This window comes from Micromonospora sp. A200 (assembly GCF_029893845.1).
Taxonomy (GTDB): Bacteria; Actinomycetota; Actinomycetes; order Mycobacteriales; family Micromonosporaceae; genus Micromonospora; species Micromonospora purpureochromogenes.
In genome coordinates this window covers 1-16,293 of record NZ_JARXXY010000066.1, presented here as the reverse complement: position 1 = coordinate 16,293, position 16,293 = coordinate 1, and the positions used below count along the sequence as shown (strand labels likewise).

Annotated in this window: 10 protein-coding genes; 7 read left to right on the top strand and 3 right to left on the bottom strand. The window is 69.6% G+C overall.

The window, feature by feature from the left end; translation table 11 throughout:
* Window positions 1–678: 678 nt before the first annotated feature.
* The 3 genes from M2302_RS32180 (at window position 679) to M2302_RS32170 (ending at window position 4,822) form a co-directional block, all read left to right on the top strand.
* Window positions 679–3,696, top strand: coding sequence for a M36 family metallopeptidase (locus tag M2302_RS32180; protein ID WP_280841557.1), 3,018 nt, complete (start codon window positions 679–681; stop codon window positions 3,694–3,696).
* A gap of 266 nt (window positions 3,697–3,962) precedes the next feature.
* On the top strand, window positions 3,963–4,484 hold the full coding sequence (locus M2302_RS32175; RefSeq protein ID WP_280841556.1) for an ATP-binding protein: 522 nt from the start codon (window positions 3,963–3,965) through the stop codon (window positions 4,482–4,484).
* A gap of 56 nt (window positions 4,485–4,540) precedes the next feature.
* Window positions 4,541–4,822 carry a hypothetical protein gene (locus M2302_RS32170; RefSeq protein ID WP_280841555.1) on the top strand — a complete coding sequence of 94 codons (282 nt, stop codon included), beginning with the start codon at window positions 4,541–4,543 and terminating at the stop codon, window positions 4,820–4,822.
* 121 nt (window positions 4,823–4,943) lie between these two features.
* Here the strand turns inward: M2302_RS32170 and M2302_RS32165 are convergent, their stop codons facing one another.
* From M2302_RS32165 to M2302_RS32155, 3 genes are all read right to left on the bottom strand, one after another.
* Window positions 4,944–7,433, bottom strand: coding sequence for a low temperature requirement protein A (locus M2302_RS32165; RefSeq protein WP_280841554.1), 2,490 nt, complete (start codon window positions 7,431–7,433; stop codon window positions 4,944–4,946).
* A 352-nt stretch (window positions 7,434–7,785) separates the two neighbouring features.
* Window positions 7,786–8,838: a LacI family DNA-binding transcriptional regulator gene (locus tag M2302_RS32160; protein ID WP_280841553.1), complete on the bottom strand. Its 1,053-nt coding sequence runs from the start codon at window positions 8,836–8,838 to the stop codon at window positions 7,786–7,788.
* A gap of 78 nt (window positions 8,839–8,916) precedes the next feature.
* A complete protein-coding gene (locus M2302_RS32155; protein WP_280841552.1) occupies window positions 8,917–11,469 on the bottom strand; it encodes a glycoside hydrolase family 32 protein in 2,553 nt (850 codons plus the stop codon).
* 295 nt (window positions 11,470–11,764) lie between these two features.
* On the opposite strand from M2302_RS32155, the gene M2302_RS32150 reads away from it, so the two are divergent.
* From M2302_RS32150 to M2302_RS32135, 4 genes are all read left to right on the top strand, one after another.
* Window positions 11,765–12,850, top strand: a complete 1,086-nt coding sequence (locus tag M2302_RS32150) for a substrate-binding domain-containing protein (RefSeq protein ID WP_280841551.1) — start codon at window positions 11,765–11,767, stop codon at window positions 12,848–12,850.
* 97 nt (window positions 12,851–12,947) lie between these two features.
* Window positions 12,948–13,976, top strand: a complete 1,029-nt coding sequence (locus M2302_RS32145; protein WP_280841550.1) for an ABC transporter permease — start codon at window positions 12,948–12,950, stop codon at window positions 13,974–13,976.
* Complete coding sequence (locus M2302_RS32140) at window positions 13,973–14,812, top strand: ATP-binding cassette domain-containing protein (RefSeq protein WP_280841549.1); 840 nt, start codon at window positions 13,973–13,975, stop codon at window positions 14,810–14,812. Before M2302_RS32145 ends, M2302_RS32140 begins: the two co-directional genes overlap by 4 nt.
* A gap of 44 nt (window positions 14,813–14,856) precedes the next feature.
* The gene (locus tag M2302_RS32135; RefSeq protein WP_280841548.1) at window positions 14,857–15,813 is read left to right on the top strand and encodes a carbohydrate kinase; all 957 of its coding nucleotides are present in this window, start codon (window positions 14,857–14,859) and stop codon (window positions 15,811–15,813) included.
* The last annotated feature ends 480 nt before the right edge of the window (window positions 15,814–16,293 follow it).

The window sequence follows — 16,293 nt, the reverse complement described above, 5'->3', positions numbered from 1 at the left end:
GCGCGGGTGCGTTCACGTCGAGCGACGGCGAGGCGTGCCACGTCAGTATTAGCGTGACGACGGGACGATCCCGGACAGAGACCAGGCCAGCGGCGGCATGCCGGCCTGACCCCAAACCCGGGCATCGTTGTTGGCCACGGTGGTCCAAGCCGGGCCGACGATCGAATACGTCGCGCCCGATCCGGCGTTGGGGATTCGAAGCCGATTCCGGCGCGTCGCGCGCCGACGGCAATGGGTACGCGACCCGGCCGCAGCGCAGGTTGAGGTAGGGGCCGGCCAGGTCGGGAGGTAGGTGCTGGGCGGCGACGTCGGCGGCCGGGACCCACAGCAGACTCCGGATGCCGTCAGTGGTGGGTGGGTGGTGTGGGGAGACCTCGGCCTGCCCCCGTCACGCGGCTGGTGGCCGCGCTGCCATCCGGGTGGTTTGCGGGGGCGGTAGCTGGACGGTGTTGCGCCTGGGCCGTTCGGGGCGATGTCCATGGCGAGGGGCTGTTACCTCCGGCATGACGCAGGCATGATCCGACCCCCAGAGGAGCTTCCATGCGTATTCGTCCACCGCTCGTCGTCGGGGCGGCCTTCGCCCTCGTGTTGACACTTTCTCCATCGGTCGCTTCAGCGGTTGTTGATGTCGAGTCGGCGGGCGCCGAGCGGCTTGATGTCCGCCGTGCCTCAGCGTCGGTGCGACCGACCGACGGGCAGCTCACCGCGGTGCGCGACCTTGTCGGTGCCGCCGGAGCCGGCACCCGGGTCAGCTGGGACGGGCGGTTCGGTACGCCTCGGACGATCCGCAAGGACGGCGGCTGGCTCACCGGGCAGCGGTCGGGAGATGCGGCCTCCGTGGCTCGGTCGTTCATCGACGCCAATCGGGGTGCGTTTGGTCTTTCGGCGGCTGATGTCGCGTCGCTGACCGTGGTGCGGGACCACGAACTCGTCGGTACCGGCACTCATGTGGTGAACTTCGCGCAGACCTACAACGGCCTGGTGGCGGTGCGCGGCGGGCGTCTCGGCGTGGCCGTGACCCGCGACGGGAGGGTGCTCTCCTACGCCGGCAACTCGGCACGCGGTGGTGGGCTCGTCGCCGCGCACCGGCTGGCTGCCGGCGACGTGTTGGAGGGTGTGGCGGGGGAGTTGGCCTCCGGCGTCGCCTACACCGCGCAGCCGACCGGGCACCGTGCCGGCTTTGAGGTCTTCGCCAAGGGCCCCTTCGCTGGTGAGTCCTATGTACAGAAGGCGGCCTTCCCGACCCGGGACGGCGCCCGGCCGGCCTACCGCGTGCTGTTCATCAAGTCGTTGGACCAGGCGTGGGACACCGTTGTCGACGCGGCGACGGGGGAGACCCTGTATCGGGCGTCCCTGGTAGCGCGTGACGCCGAAGGCACCGTCTACGAGAACTACCCGGGTGCCCCGGCCGGCGGCGCCCCGGTCGTCAAGTCGTTCGGGCCGACCGCCCAGTCGCCGTCGGGTTACCTCGATCCCACCGGGCTGGGGGGCGTCGCAGGGGCGACGACGTTCGGCAACAACGCCAACACGTACGCCAACTACTCGAACTTCCTGGTCCCCGCCGACCAGGGACCGAGGCCGGTCAGCCTGACCGCCCAGTTCAACTACGCGTACGCGGCCAACTGGGCGCGCAGCAAGGGGCAGACGGTTCCGCCGGCCTACGTTCAGGATCTCGACCCGGCGGCGACGAACCTGTTCTGGCACCACAACCGCATTCACGACGAGTTCCGGGCGCTGGGCTTCACCGAGTCCGGCGGCAATTTCCAGGTCGGCAACGGCAGCAACGGCGGTCAGGGCGGCGATCCGGTCCTCGGGCTCGTCCACGCCGGCGCGGCCACCGGCGGCGCACCCACCTACACCGGGCGGGACAACGCCTACATGCTCACGCTTCCCGACGGCATCCCAGCGTGGAGCGGCATGTTCCTGTGGGAGCCCGTCAACGACACCTTCGAGGGACCGTACTCGGACGGCAACTTCGACGCGTCCGTCATCGAGCACGAGTACGCGCACGGACTGTCCAACCGGTACGTCAGCGGCGAGGACAACGCCCTCAACACCCACCAGTCCGGGTCCATGGGCGAAGGGTGGGGTGACTGGTACGCCCTGAACTACCTCTACGGAGCGAAGCTCGCCACCACCGCCGTGGTCGGGCAGCACGTCACCGGCAACACCGAACGCGGCATCCGCAACTGGAGCTACGACAGGAACCCCACCGGTTTCGGCGACCTGGGCTACGACCTCGGCGGCGCCGAGGTCCACTCGGACGGGGAGATCTGGACGGCCATCCTGTGGGACATGCGCAAGGCCCTCGTCGCCCGCTACGGCGCGGCAGCCGGTGCTGAGATGGCCGCGCGGCTGGTCACCGACGCGATGCCGCTGTCCCCGGCGGATCCGTCGTTCATCGACATGCGCGACGCGATCCGCACCGCGCTGGACAACCGCTACCACAGCAGGTCCGACTACGCCGCGCTCGTGGACACCGTCTACGGCGCCTTCGCCAAGCGGGGTCTGGGCCTGCACGCCGCCAGCGACGGCGGCGACGACACCGACCCCACCCCGTCGTACGAGCATCTCAACCCGGCCCGCAACGGCACCCTGACCGGCGCCGTCGTCAACGCCGCCACCGGCAAGCCCATCCCCGGCGCCCGCATCAACCTCGGCGTCTTCGAAGCAAGGGTCACCCCGCTGCGGACGTCGTCCACCGACGGCGGGTTTTCCGCGCCGGTGACCGCCGGCACCTACCCGGTGACGATCACCGCCGACGGCTTCGGATCCCGGACCTTCCCTAGCGTGAAGGTCACCGCCGGTAACACCTCCGCGATGCGGTTCGCGTTGGCGCCCAACCTGGCGTCCGCTGCCAATGGCGCCACCGTCGTCTCAGCCACCGCCACCGGCGCTGGGCGGCTGATCGACGACACCGAGGCGAGCAGCTGGAAGGCCGCCACGGACACCGGCAACGCCGTGATCAAGCTCGCCGCCCCGGCACAGATATCGTCGGTCCAGGTCAGCGCCTTCACCGCCTCCCGATTCGAAGGGCTGCGCGGATTCACCCTGCAGACCTCCACCGACGGGGCCACCTGGCAGACCGCACTGGCCAAGACCGACGCGTTCGGCTACCAGACTCCCCGCCCCACCGCACCCGACCTGCACTACAAGCAGTTCACCCTGCCCAAGCCGGTGCAGGCGCAGTACGTGCGGTTCTGGACCGACACCGCGCTCGGCGAGACGAAGAAGGATGTGCAGGTGGCCGAGCTGCAGGTCTTCTCACAGACCGTTACTGGCGTGGAGCCGCTGCCGCCGTCGCCGCCGGACGCGCCGGTGACCGAGACCGGGGTGATCGTCGCCAGTAATCCGTCCACCGGCACGGCCGACGACACCACCGGCGTCACCGCCACGGCGTTCAAGGCGACCTGCGCGGTGCCGACCGCGCCTGCCCAGGGCGCGGACGGGTGGGTGACCAAACTGCCCGACAGCTTCGGAGACGGAGCCCATGAGGTGCAGGCGAGCAGCGACACCGTCATCCCGTACGACTTCGACCTGTACTTCTACGACGAGTCGTGCACTCTGCTCGGCTCGGCGGCCTCCTCGGCCGCCGACGAGTCCGGCACCATCCCGAGCGGTACCCGCTACGTCCTGACCCAGCTGTGGCTGGGTGCCGCGGTGCCGTTCACCGTCACCGCGACGGACACAAGGTGAGGTAGGGCAGGGTCGACCCCGAGCGCAGCAGCGGCCGCTGCCGCTGAGCGGGGAAGCAATACGCCGATGGGCGGGACCCGACCGGGAGGCGGGTCCCGCCCATGCGCGTACGCCGACCGCGCTGCGGCCGCTGACCGCCGTCGCCGTCATGGCTATTCGGCCATCGCTGATCAGCTACCGCCGGGGAGGGACCAGGCCTTCATGAGCTGCAGATACTTGCCTGTGGCAACGGTTGGGAAGCTGCCGGATGCGGGTAGCCTGCGGGCGTGACCGACGACGCTGGAGCCTTCGACCCGGGGTATCCGGCGCTGGCTGCTGTCACCGGCGTCGTCCTGCTGATGTCGCAGGACTTCACCGAAGCGACGGTCGCCACGCTCCGACATGCCCTGCACGCTGAGGTGACCGCCGTCGGATTGACCGGGGACGCTGGTTACGACTTCGTCCTCGCCGTCCACGAACTGGTCACCAACGCCGTACGGCACGGAGGGGGCCGTGGACATCTCGAGCTGCGCCGGCAGGACGATGTTCTAACTTGCGAGATCATCGACCAAGGGCCGGCGCCGGGTCACCTGCCGGTGCGACTGCCCGCGGTCGACACCGCCGGCGGACGCGGGCTTTGGCTGGCCCACCAGCTGACCGAGGGCCTCATCCTCACCCGTCGCCTCGATGGCGTGACCGCCACCGTGACCGCTTGCCTGGAACCGACCATCAGCGACCACACTGCTGCGCCCAGTCCGCTGCGCAGAGGCGAGCCCAACCACCCGCGGAGGACGACCAGCGACGGTTGAGCCGAGCTGAATCCAGCAGGTCCGCGTCCAGGGCGACCCACGCCTGATGCTTGACAGTGAGGATCGAACTCAAGGCTGCCAGCCAGCTGCTGCGGCCAGATCCCGCCGCCGCACGCGCATTCGCCTTCGGCGAGCCCAACTACCAGGTCGGCGTGTACCGCGACGTGCTGCTGCGCGGGTGGCGCAACACGCTAAGACGCACCATCGGGGAATTCCCGGGCGGCCGGACCGGCGGCGATCGGTACCTGGTGCTGGGCCTCGGCACGGGGCATGCCGTCGGCCTCGCCGTGCCGCCTAACTCGGATGAGCTGGCGTTTCAGGATGTGATGCTGAGCTGACGGAGCGCCACCGGAAGTCGGGGCCCACCGACCCCGGATTTCCCCGACCTCCGGCGCGGCGAACCCGACGAATCAACGCCGGCAGGCTTCGGCGACATTCCAGGTACGGCGCTCCACCGGGCTACGTGATCGGGTTGCCCGGCCGGGCGTCGGTCAGGATGGCCGAGCGTGGTGGTTCGGACAGTCGTCGCCGTAGGTCGGCGGCACGGAGCGAGTCGATCGCCATCACGGAAACGCTGGTGGCGGTCAGGATAGTCAGCGCCAGCAGCGGCGACAGCGGGCTGGTCACCAGCGCGAGGACCATCACGAACAGGATTCCGACAACGCGGACCCAGCGGACCTCGCGCTGGACACGCCACCAGAATGCCTGGTTGGCGAGAAGATAGACGGTTGTCCCGGCGAAGAGGATGGCGTGTCCCCACGGGGTACGCGCCGGTCCTGACGGTTCGCTCAGCACGTCGAGAATCTCACGCAGGCCGACGGCGAGCAGCATCAGCCCGGCAATCATCGGCAGGTGGAGGTAGGCGTACGCGTCGCGGGCCAGCGCCGCCCGCTGATCGCCAGTGCGGGCTTGCAAGGTGCGCTCTCCGACAACGGCGTCGGTGTCGAAGTACGCCCACCAGAGCGTGGCCAGCAGGACCATGCTGGTGACGATGGCACCGACGACCGACCACGAGATGGGGCGGCCGGAAACCGCCACTCCCGTTGAGATGATCGATTCTCCCAGTGCAATGAGGATGATCAGGGCGTACCGGTCGCTCCAGTGTCTGGCCGAACTCACGCACCAGAACCGCAGGACGAGGTAGCCGCCGGCGAGGTCGACGACGATGGCTGCCAGCCAGAGGCTCGCCACCAGCTGCCCCAGCACCTCCGGAGCGTCCGGTCGCGCGGACGTCAGGGCGGCGACCATCAGCAGGACGAGCGCCGTCAAGGTCGGGACGCTCGCCCGCAGCACGTGTGCGGGTGGCGCCCGGTCCGGGCGGCCAACAAGCCGGAGCGCGGCCAGGTGCAGTAGGCGGAGGGCGATGTAGCAGGCGACGACGACCGTCGGCCCGGGCAGGCCGTCCGGCACGTGATCGAACGCCTGCGGGATGGCGATACCAATGGTCAGGGCCAGCGCCACGACCAGCAGGACACTCAACCGGACGGGGATGGACTCGCTGCGCAGGACGTTTCCCACCTGCGTGTAGCGGGACCAGGCGATCCACAGCAGGGTGAGCACTGCCAGTGCCTGGGCGACCCCCGGCCCGGTGGGATGCCGGCTCGTCAACACCGTGACCTGGATGAACGTATAGACGACCACCAGATCCAGGAACAGTTCCTTCGGCGTGACCCCGGTGCCGGTGGTCCGGTCTGCCGCCTCCGCCACCCGTTCGTGCAGCGCGCGGTGCCGCCGACGGAAGACGGTGAGGTCAGCCAGGACCATACCGGTGAGAAGGGCGGCAAGCAGCCCTACGGCACCCACCGCCGGCAGGTGGACCGCGACCGGCACCGCGGCACCCACCAGAACGACCCCCAGCAACGGGCTCCGACCCAGCAGGCGAATGGTGCGGTACTCGAGAGCCACCATGCCAAGCAGGTACAGAAGGACACCTCCGTAAAGGACCAGCGTGCCCAGCTCGTCCCACCTGGCTGCGCTGGCGGGCTCGACCGAACTCAAGGCACGTTTGAGCCCCAGCGCGAACAGGGCGAGGCCGACAATCATCGGAAGGTGCAGGATCGTGTACACGTCGCGGCCGAGTCGCGACCTGGCGGATGCCGGCTGCTGCTCCAGTGCCCGCTCGGCGGCGAATCCGGCGATGTCGAAGTAGCGCCACCAGAGCACGGCCACCACGATGAGGCCCAGTGCCGAACCCCCGATGACCGACCAGGTGATCGGGGGATCACCGATCAGGCCGCGGCTGGTGCCGATCGAGATGATCGTCTCGCCCAGCGCGATGAGCATGACCAGCCGGTGCCGCTCTGCCCAGTGCGGCACGGAGGCAATTCGAAGGCCACCCATGCCGATCGCTCGTACGCCGATGAAATCGACAGCGGCGGCGGCGAAGAATAGGGCCAGCCGGAAACTCTCACCGTCGATGCCCGAGGGTAGGAGACGAGGAAGTAGCGCGCCGCACAGCAGCAGAACCGCGCCGCCGGCAAAGGGCAACCACCTGCCGAGGACGGACGCTCGGATCCGCTGCTCGCCTGATCCGGCGTACGTCAGGATCAGCAGTGCAACGAGCCGGGCAAGCAAAAAGGCGACGACGAAGATCAGCGGCCCGAACAGGCCTCCCGGCCGGTCGGTGAAGGTCACCGGCGCGGCGATGCCGATCAACAGGATCGTCGCGGCCACGCCGAACATGACCAGCCGAATGATTCCCCGGTCTACCCGGACGAGATTGCCGAGCAACGCATATGAGCTCCAGCATCTCCACAGCAGCAGGATCACCAAGACGCCTTCGAACACGCCCTCGACTCGGAAGTTCTCCGCCATGAGGTTCGTCGCAGCGAGGAATGCGTACACGAAGACCAGGTCGAGGAACAGTTCCAACTTGGTGACGCCGGCACCCTCGGTGGAGAAGTGAAGGTGCGGGAGGACTCGCGCGAGGCGTTGGTGCCGCTGCCGCACCGGCCGCCTCCTGCTCACCTTTCCCACTCTGCCAACCGCCGGCTGACCGGATGGCGGGTTTGGCAAGTCCCGTCCAGCATGCACCTTCGATGCCTCGGCACAGTGCACCCGGAAGGCCCGTGATCCGCCGAGCGGTAGGCCCTCGCCGCCGGACCGCTGTCGCTCAGCCCCTCCCTCCCATCTCGCCGTCTATGCAGGAGAGCGGGAGCGAGGAGCGCGCCATCGACGCCCAGATACGCGACCTGTCTACCGCCGGTTGCACATCCATGAGGCGATCCGGTGATACCGCCCTGACGGGCGTCCGGGCGGGTCGAAGCTCCTTCTATTACATTCCCGCCGTTGCGGGTGCGCCTCAGTCCCGGTGCGGCCCCGCGATTTCGCCCGACCCGCGGGCGATCAGCCGGGTCGGCACGAGGTGGGTCCTCGGCTGCCACTGCTCCCCGTCGAGGCGGCGGAAGATCAGGGAGGCGGCGACCCGGCCCATCTCGGACGGGTTCTGCGCGACGACGGTGACGCCCGGCTGGAGCAGGTCGGCAAGGGGGAAGTCGTCGAAGCCGACGAGGGCGACTTGCTGCTGCCGGCCGAGTTGCTGCAGCGCCCGGATGGCGCCGATGGTGACGAGGTTCTGCGAGGTGAAGAGGGCGGTCGGCGGGGACTCGCGGGTCAGCAGCCGGCGGGCCGCCTCCTCGGAGTCGCGCTCGGTGTGCAGGTCGTGGACGATGTTCGCGGCATCGGGCCGGATGCCGTGGTCGCTGAGCGCCTCCTTGAAACCCCGGAAGCGCTGCCGGGCGGTGGAGATCGTCTGGAGGTCGCCGAGGTAGGCGATGTCCCGGTGGCCGTGCCGGACCAGGTGGTGGGCAGCGGCGGCGGCGCCGTCGTGGTTGTCGGTGAGGACGGCGTCGACGGGCAGCCCGACCGGGGGCCGGTCGACGAACACCACGGGGGTGCCGGCGTTGACGTCGCCCATCAGGTAGCTCTGGTTGTCGCTTGCCGGCACCACCACCAGGGCGTCGGCCTGCCGCATGGTGAAGGCCCGGACCAGGTCGCGCTCCCGCTCGGGGCTCTCGTCGACGCTTCCTGCGAAGATCAGCACCTCCCGTTCGCGGGCGGCGTCCTCCAGCGCCCGGTGCAGCGCCGAGGAGAAGGGGTTGGCCAGGTCCTCGAGGACGGCGGCGATCGCCGCGCTGCGGCCGCCAGCGCGCCGCAGGCTGCTGGCGGTGAAGTTCGGACGGTAGTCGAGCTGCGTGATCGCCCGCTGCACGGCCGTGATCTTGGACGGGGAGACTCCCGGTTCGCCGTTGACCACCCGGGAGGCCGTCTTCGTGCTCACGCCAGCGAGCAGGGCGACGTCCCGTAGCGTGGGCCGGGCCCGGGCGACCGTCGAATTGGAAACCGAACCGTCCATGAGCGCTCCTAGCGGAGGCGACGCCGGGGACCGCGGTACGTGCCGCGGCCCCCGGACTGCTGATGATCGGGTCCCAGGTTATCGCCACACGGACCGCAGCGGCCGGACGGTGAGTGACCGCACCAGCACCTCCCCACCCTCGGCGAAGAGCCGCGTCTGGTCGCTGCCCGGCGCGGGGAAGATCTGGTCGGTGATGGTGGTCTGACCCGCCCCGCCGAACACCTCGACGGAGGAGCGGTCCACGTAGATCGTCATGCGCACCCGGTCGCCATCGACGGAGAGCGGGCCGGAGTGCACGCCGGGGAAGAGCGCGCTGAACCCGACGTCGCCGGACCGGGTCCGGTCGACGTAGAGGCGCCGCGCGGCGGCGTCGTACCCGATCACGGTCCGCTCGCCGCCTCCGCCGCGTACGTGCAGGCCGAACCGGTCGGCGTCGCGGAGTTCGAACTCGGCCTCGATCTCCAGCACGGTCCCGTCGGCGGCTGCCGGCAGGTCCCGCACGCCGGGTCCGACGACGGCGTCTCGCAGGGCGTACGCGCCGCCGGCCCCGCGGAGCCGGCGGATCTGGCTGACCGGTCGCTGGACCAGCCGCACCTCCCCGTCGATCGTGGCGAGCCCGAACTCCCGGGGCAGTGCCATCGCCCCACGCCACGGGGAGGTGGGGATGCCGCCGGCGTACTGCCAGTTGTTCATCCAGCCGACGAGCACCCGCTCACCGCCCGGGACGCCGTTGTACGAGATTGCGGCATAGTAGTCCTTGCCGTAGTCGACCCAGTCGTAGCGCTCCAGTTCGCTGCGGGCCGGCCGGTCGGCGAACATGACGTGGTCGACGAGGATGTGGCCCCAGCCGCCGGAGTTGAAGTCGTTGATCTCCAGGTGGGCCCGACGGCCGGCCAGGTCACGGACGTCCCAGGCGACCCAGTCGAGGCGTTCGCTGTCCTTGCCGGTGGCGGTGCGGACCACCTCGTCCTCGACGACCAGGTTGACCGCGGTCTCCACCGACCGGGGCAGCACCGGTTCGTCGGTCGCGATCAGGTGGTCGACCAGGAGGTGCCCCCAGCCGCCGGTGTTCTCGTCGACGATGCGCAGCTGGGCGCTGCGGCCCCGGTACTCGGCCACGTCCCAGCTGCGCCAGTTCACGAAGCCGGAGAAGTTCCCGGTGCCGGTGCGGACGACCTCGCCGTCGATGAGCAGTTCCACCACCGTCCGCGCGTTCGCATCGACGTGACCGCCGGCGCCGACGAGCACGCTGAGGTGGTTCCGGTCGATAGGGAACGCTGGCGAGGTGAGCGTCCCGGTCGTCGTGTCGGCCTCGTAGAAGGTGGTGAGCAGTTTGTCGCCCACGTGCCCGCGTTCCGAGCGGGCGGGCCCCACCACCGGCGTCCGGCCGCGCAGCCCGCCAGTCGCCGTCCAGCCCGCCTGCTCGTACGTTTGGCCGTCGGGCAGCTCGAAGTCGAGCACGGTCTCGGCGCCCTCGGGCACGAACTCGGTGGTCGTGCCGGGCAGGTGCGGGTGCGCGCCACCGCCGACGAGAAGGTTCAGGAAGTCCTGGTCGAGGGTGAACTCGGGGGAGACCATCCGCCCTTTCGGGGTGTCGAAGCCGAGGAAGCTGTTCACCAGGGAACGGCCGCGGAAGCCGCTGACCAGCTGCTGGCCGGGAACCGTCCCCGGGTAGGGGGCGGTGCCGAAAGGCCCGGGGGCAAGCGTCGGGTCGTTCTCGATCGTCCAGCCGGCGTAGTCGCCGTCAAAGTCGGCGAAGAGTGTTCCGGCCGGGGGCTCCGGCTCGCCGGTCACCATGTTGTCGGCGGTGAAGGTGGTCCCGTCCCAGTCGCCGACAAAGTACTGCGCGCCCGACCCGCCGGCCACTGACCCCGGGTTCAGGTTGACCACCAGCACCCACTTGGTGCTCTGCGGGTCGCCGTCGACCGGCACCTCGAACAGGTCCGGCACCTCCCAGACCCCGCCGGTGGCGTTGGCCGGGCCGAAGTCGCTCAGGTAGGTCCACGCCTTGAGGTCGGCGGAGCGGTAGAAGCGAACCTTGTGCTCGGTGGCCAGCACGATTGCCATGACCCAGTAGTCGGCCTCGGCGTCCCAGAAGACCTTCGGGTCGCGGAACTCCCGCGACCCGAGGTCGAGCACAGGGTTCCCGGCGTACTTCGTCCACGTCCGGCCGCGGTCGGTGCTGTAGGCCAGCGACTGGGCCTGGATGCCGGTAGCCGGGTAGGCGCTGGTGTAGACGGCGACCATCGCCGGCACGCCAGGCCGGCCGAAGCCCGAGGTGTTCCGCTCGTCGACGACGATCGACCCGGAGAAGATGTGCTCGTCGGCCGAGTAGGGGAGCGCGACCGGCAGCTCCTCCCAGTGGAACAGATCGCGGCTGACCGCGTGGCCCCACGACATGTTGCCCCACTGCGCACCCTCGGGGTTGTGTTGGTAGAAGAGGTGCCATTCGCCCTGGTACCAGACCAGCCCGTTCGGGTCGTTCATCCAGTTCCGCTCGGGACTGAAGTGGATCTGCGGGCGGTACGGCTCGTCCCTCGTGCCGCCGGTCGCACCGCTGGCGGTGGCGCCGGGCATCGCCGCCACCACCGCCGCGGCCGCGCACGCGGCCAACCATCGTCGGATTCTCATCCACATCCTCCGTCCGTCATGGACGCCGACCGTCCGGCCGGCGGTGGGCGCCCGGGTACCCACGCTGGACGCCGTCAGTGGTGGGGCGCCAGGTGCAGCGCGGTGGGCGCCGGGTGGAGCGATCCTGCGACTGTCTGACATCGATGTCAACAGTGCCGGTACGACTGCGAGCAGCAACTGGAAAAGTGGTTGTCATGCCATTGACATCTTCGGGCACGTCACTGGAAACTGCGCTGACATCGTTGTCAACGCTGCTTCCCGGCAGGGCGCCGGGGACGGTTCCGAGGGAGAAGACATGATCCAGCGCATTGGCCGTCGCCCTACGGCGCTGCTGGTCGCCGCCGCGGCGGCGACCAGCATGGTCGTCAGCGGTTGCGGCGGCTCCGGAGACGAAGGAACCGGCGACGGCGCCTCGAAGGTGGCCGTCTCGCTGATCACCAAGAACTCCACGAACCCGTTCTTCGTGACCATGCAGCAGGGTGCGAAGAAGGTCGCTGACGCCGAGGGCGTGAAGCTCACCCTCGCCGCAGGCAAGGAGGACGGCGACGAGGCCGGCCAGGTGCAGGCCATCGAGGACGCGATCGCCCGGGGGGACGACGGCATTCTGATCACCCCGAACGGTCCCGGGGTGAACCCCGCTATCAAGAAGGCCCGTGACGCCGGGCTCTACGTGATCGCCCTGGACACCCCGCCCGACCCGGCCGACACCGTGGACATCACGTTCGCCACCGACAACTTCAAGGCGGGTGAACTCGTCGGCAAGTGGACGGCGGCCCAGCTCGCTGGCAGGCCGGCGACCATCGCGCTGCTGGACCTGTTCAACGACAAGGTCGTCTCCGTCGACTACAACCGGGACCAGGGCTTCCTGGCCGGGATGGGCATCGACACCGCCGACAAGAAGAAGAACGGCGACGAGGCGAAGACCGGCAACTACTCCGGCGGCATCTACACCATCGCCTGCAACGAGCCGACCCAGGGCGCCGAGGACGGCGGTCGCACCGCCATGGAGAACTGCCTGACCAGGAACCCCGACATCAACGTCGTCTACACCATTAACGAGCCGGCCGCGGTCGGCGCGTACAAGGCGCTGCAGGCGGCGGGCAAGACCCAGGGCGTCCTGGTCGTCTCCGTCGACGGCGGCTGCGACGGCGTACGGCAGGTCAAGGACGGCGTCATCGGCGCCACCTCGCAGCAGTACCCGCTGAAGATGGCCGAACTCGGCGTGCAGGCCATCAAGAAGATCGCGAACGACGGTGAGAAGCCGCAGGTCACCGGTGGCCTCGACTTCTTCGACACCGGCGTCACCCTGGTCACCGACAAGCCAGCCACCGGAGTCGAGAGCATCACCAGCGCCGACGCCACCGGGCGCTGCTGGGGCTGAGTCCACCGCTGTCCCGGTCGAGGCGCCCGGGAACGCGCATCCCGCGCCCTCGACCGGGCAGTCGTCCGCCTCCGTCGACCACCCCAGGGAGCAGCCCGTGACCACGACCACTCCACCAACCAGCGCAGCCCAGCAGTTCGCGCTGCGGCGGCACTCACCGCTGCAACGCGTTCAGCACCTGCTGCACGCCCACCCCGCGATCAGCCCGTTCCTCGTGCTGGTTATCGCGTTCGTCGTCTTCTCCACCCTCAACCCCCGCTTCGCCTCGCCGAACTCTCTGTCGCTCGTCCTGCAGCAGGTGGCCGTGATCGGCGCGCTCGCCGTCGGGCAGACACTCATCATCCTCACCGCGGGGATCGACCTGTCGGTCGGCGCGATCGCCATCCTGGCGATGATGCTCTCGGCGAAACTGGCCGAGGGGCAGGGGCTGCCGGGCGTACTCGCCGTTCTGCTCGCCATCGCGGTGGGCGCCGCGGCGGGCGCGCTCAACGGCGGCCTGGTGACCCGGCTGAAGCTGCCGCCCTTCATCGTCACCCTGGGCACGCTCAGCGTCTTCACCTCCATCGGGCTGCTCTACTCCGACGGCCAGAGTGTCCAGGCCACCGATCTGCCGCCCGTGCTCAGCTGGACCGGGGAATCCTTCCCGGTGGGCGAGTTCCGGATCACCTTCGGCGTCGTCGCGGTCGTGCTCCTCTACCTGCTGGTGGGCTACGCCCTGGCCAAGACCGCCTGGGGCCGGCACGTCTACGCGGTCGGCGACGACAAGGAGGCCGCGCGGCTCGCTGGCATCCGGGTCGACCGGGTGCTGCTGAGCGTGTACCTGGTGGCGGGGGCCATCTACGGCATCACCGCCTGGATCCTCATCGGACGGGCGGGCGCGGCCAGCCCGAACGCCATCACCGACGCCAACCTGGAAAGCATCACGGCTGTGGTGATCGGCGGCACCAGCCTCTTCGGCGGCCGGGGAGTGCTGCTTGGCACCCTGCTCGGCGCGCTGATCGTCGGGTTCTTTCGCAGCGGCCTCTCCCTCGCCGGCGTCGACGACCAGTACCGGGTGCTCGCCGTGGGCCTGCTGGTGATCCTCGCCGTGGCCGTCGACCAGTGGATCAGAAAGGTGCGAGCATGACCGCCACCACGCACAGCCCAGGCAGCCGGCCGCCCGCGGCAGAACCGGCGCAGCGTACGCCAGTGCTCTCGGCCCGCAGGTTGGTGAAGACCTTCGGCAAGGTCGTCGGGCTGGACGGGGTCGACCTCGACCTCTATCCCGGCGAGGTGCTCGCCGTCATCGGCGACAACGGCGCCGGCAAGTCGACGCTGATCAAGTGCCTCACCGGCGCGCTGAGCCCGGACGCTGGAGAGCTGTTCCTGGAGGGCCGGCCGGTGCACTTCAAGCGCCCGCAGGACGCCCGGGACGCCGGTATCGAGACGGTCTACCAAACCCTGGCCGTCGCCCCGGCGCTGGACATCGCGAGCAACCTCTTCCTCGGACGCGAAAAGCGCCGCCGCGGACCGCTCGGCTCCGTCTTCCGGATGCTCGACCAGCAGGGCATGCGCCGCGAGGCCGCCCAAGCCCTCGCCGACCTCGGCATCGGCACCCTGCAGAACGTCGCGCAGGCGGTCGAGACGCTCTCCGGAGGCCAGCGGCAGGCCGTCTCGGTGGCGCGGGCCGCCGCCTTCGGCAGCAAGGTGATCGTGCTCGACGAGCCGACCGCCGCGCTCGGGGTCAAGGAGTCCAGCCAGGTGCTCAGACTGATCGAGGAGCTGCGGTCCCGCAGACTCCCGGTGATCCTCATCAGCCACAACATGCCGCACGTGTTCGAGGTCGCCGACCGCATCCACATCCAACGACTGGGTCGCTGCGCCGGCGTGGTCAGCCCGTCGTCGCACACCATGGCCGAGGCGGTGGCCATCATGACCGGTGCCACCACCCTCGAACAGACTCCCGGCCCCGCAACAAGCTGATCCACGGCCCGGCACAGCATCGATGCCATGCAGAAAGGAGAGACGTGATCACCGTCGTGGGTGAGACCCTCGTGGATCTGATCGAGGAGACAGCGGGGACGATGGCGGCGTACCCCGGGGGAAGCCCCGCGAACGTCGCCACCGCTCTGGCCCGACTCGGTCAGCCCACCACCCTGCTGACGCAGATCGGGCACGACGCCCACGGGCGGATGCTCCGCGCTTACATCGAGGGCAACGGCGTACGCCTAAGCCAGCAGTCGATCCTGAACCTGGCGCAGACAAGCGTGGCGACGACGCACCTGAATCCCAAGGGCCAGGCCACCTACGACTTCAACATCGAATGGCAAGCCTTCCCTGGGCAGATGGTCGAGGATGCGCACGGCGATTGCCTGCACACCGGATCGCTCGCCACGGTCCTACAGCCGGGAGCCGACGACGTGCTGGCACTGGTGCGGCGGGCACGCCCGTCGACGATGATCAGCTTCGACCCGAACTGCCGTCCCTCAGTGACCGGCGACCCGATCGGCGCCCGAGGAAGAATCGACGCCTTTGTCAGTTTGAGCGACGTCGTCAAGGTCAGCGGCGACGATCTGGACTGGATCTACCCGGGCCGCCCCTACCAGGAGGCGGGGCGTAGGTGGCTGGCCCTCGGCGCACACGTTGTGGTCGTCACGCTCGGCGAGCTGGGTGCATGGGCGGCGACCCGCCGGCACGAAGTCGAAGTTGCGGCGCACCATACGGATGTGGTGGACACCGTCGGGGCGGGGGACGCCTTCACCGCCGGGATGCTCGCCGCGCTCAGCGAGGCCGACCTGCTCAAGACGGAACGGCGCAGCACACTCGCCGCCGCTGACCGCGCCGTCCTCACCGAGGTGGTCGAGTTCGCCGCCGAGGTAGCGGCACGCACATGCGCTCGTCGCGGCGCCAACCCTCCCGTCCGCGCCGAATTGAGCGTCCCTCGAGCAGAAGTCAGCCTGGGAATGCTTCGTGCACAAGCATGAAAGCCAGGTGTGCGTGGAGAACTCCAGCTCGGCCCGCTCTACGAGCATCAACCGCTCGATCGCCTCTTCGGCGGCGCCTCCTCGGCCCGCTGCTCGGGCAGCTCGCCGAAGACCATCATGGTGCCGTCGGCCGGCGCCTGCGGCGGATCGGCCGATGCACCCGTTGACCCGCGGCGTCGACTACGACGGCGGCTGGGCCGCGTACGCCGGCGACCCCTTCAGCGCGTGCCCGGAAGTGCGCTGGCGTGTGGCTACGTCGGCGCTGGAGCGGCCGTCCCGCGGACAACAAGGGAGGCGTGGCTGCACTGCAACACCACAACAACGGTTGTTCCAGGCGCACCAACCCACTCGGCCCGCACCGACACGCTCGCGGGCCGCCCTGAATGCGGCTACCTATTGACTGGTGCTACGACCGCAGCCAGGCCAGGCTTGGTCGAGGTGACCGGCGGAGTCGCTCTCATCGCGGCTGCCCACCGCAGG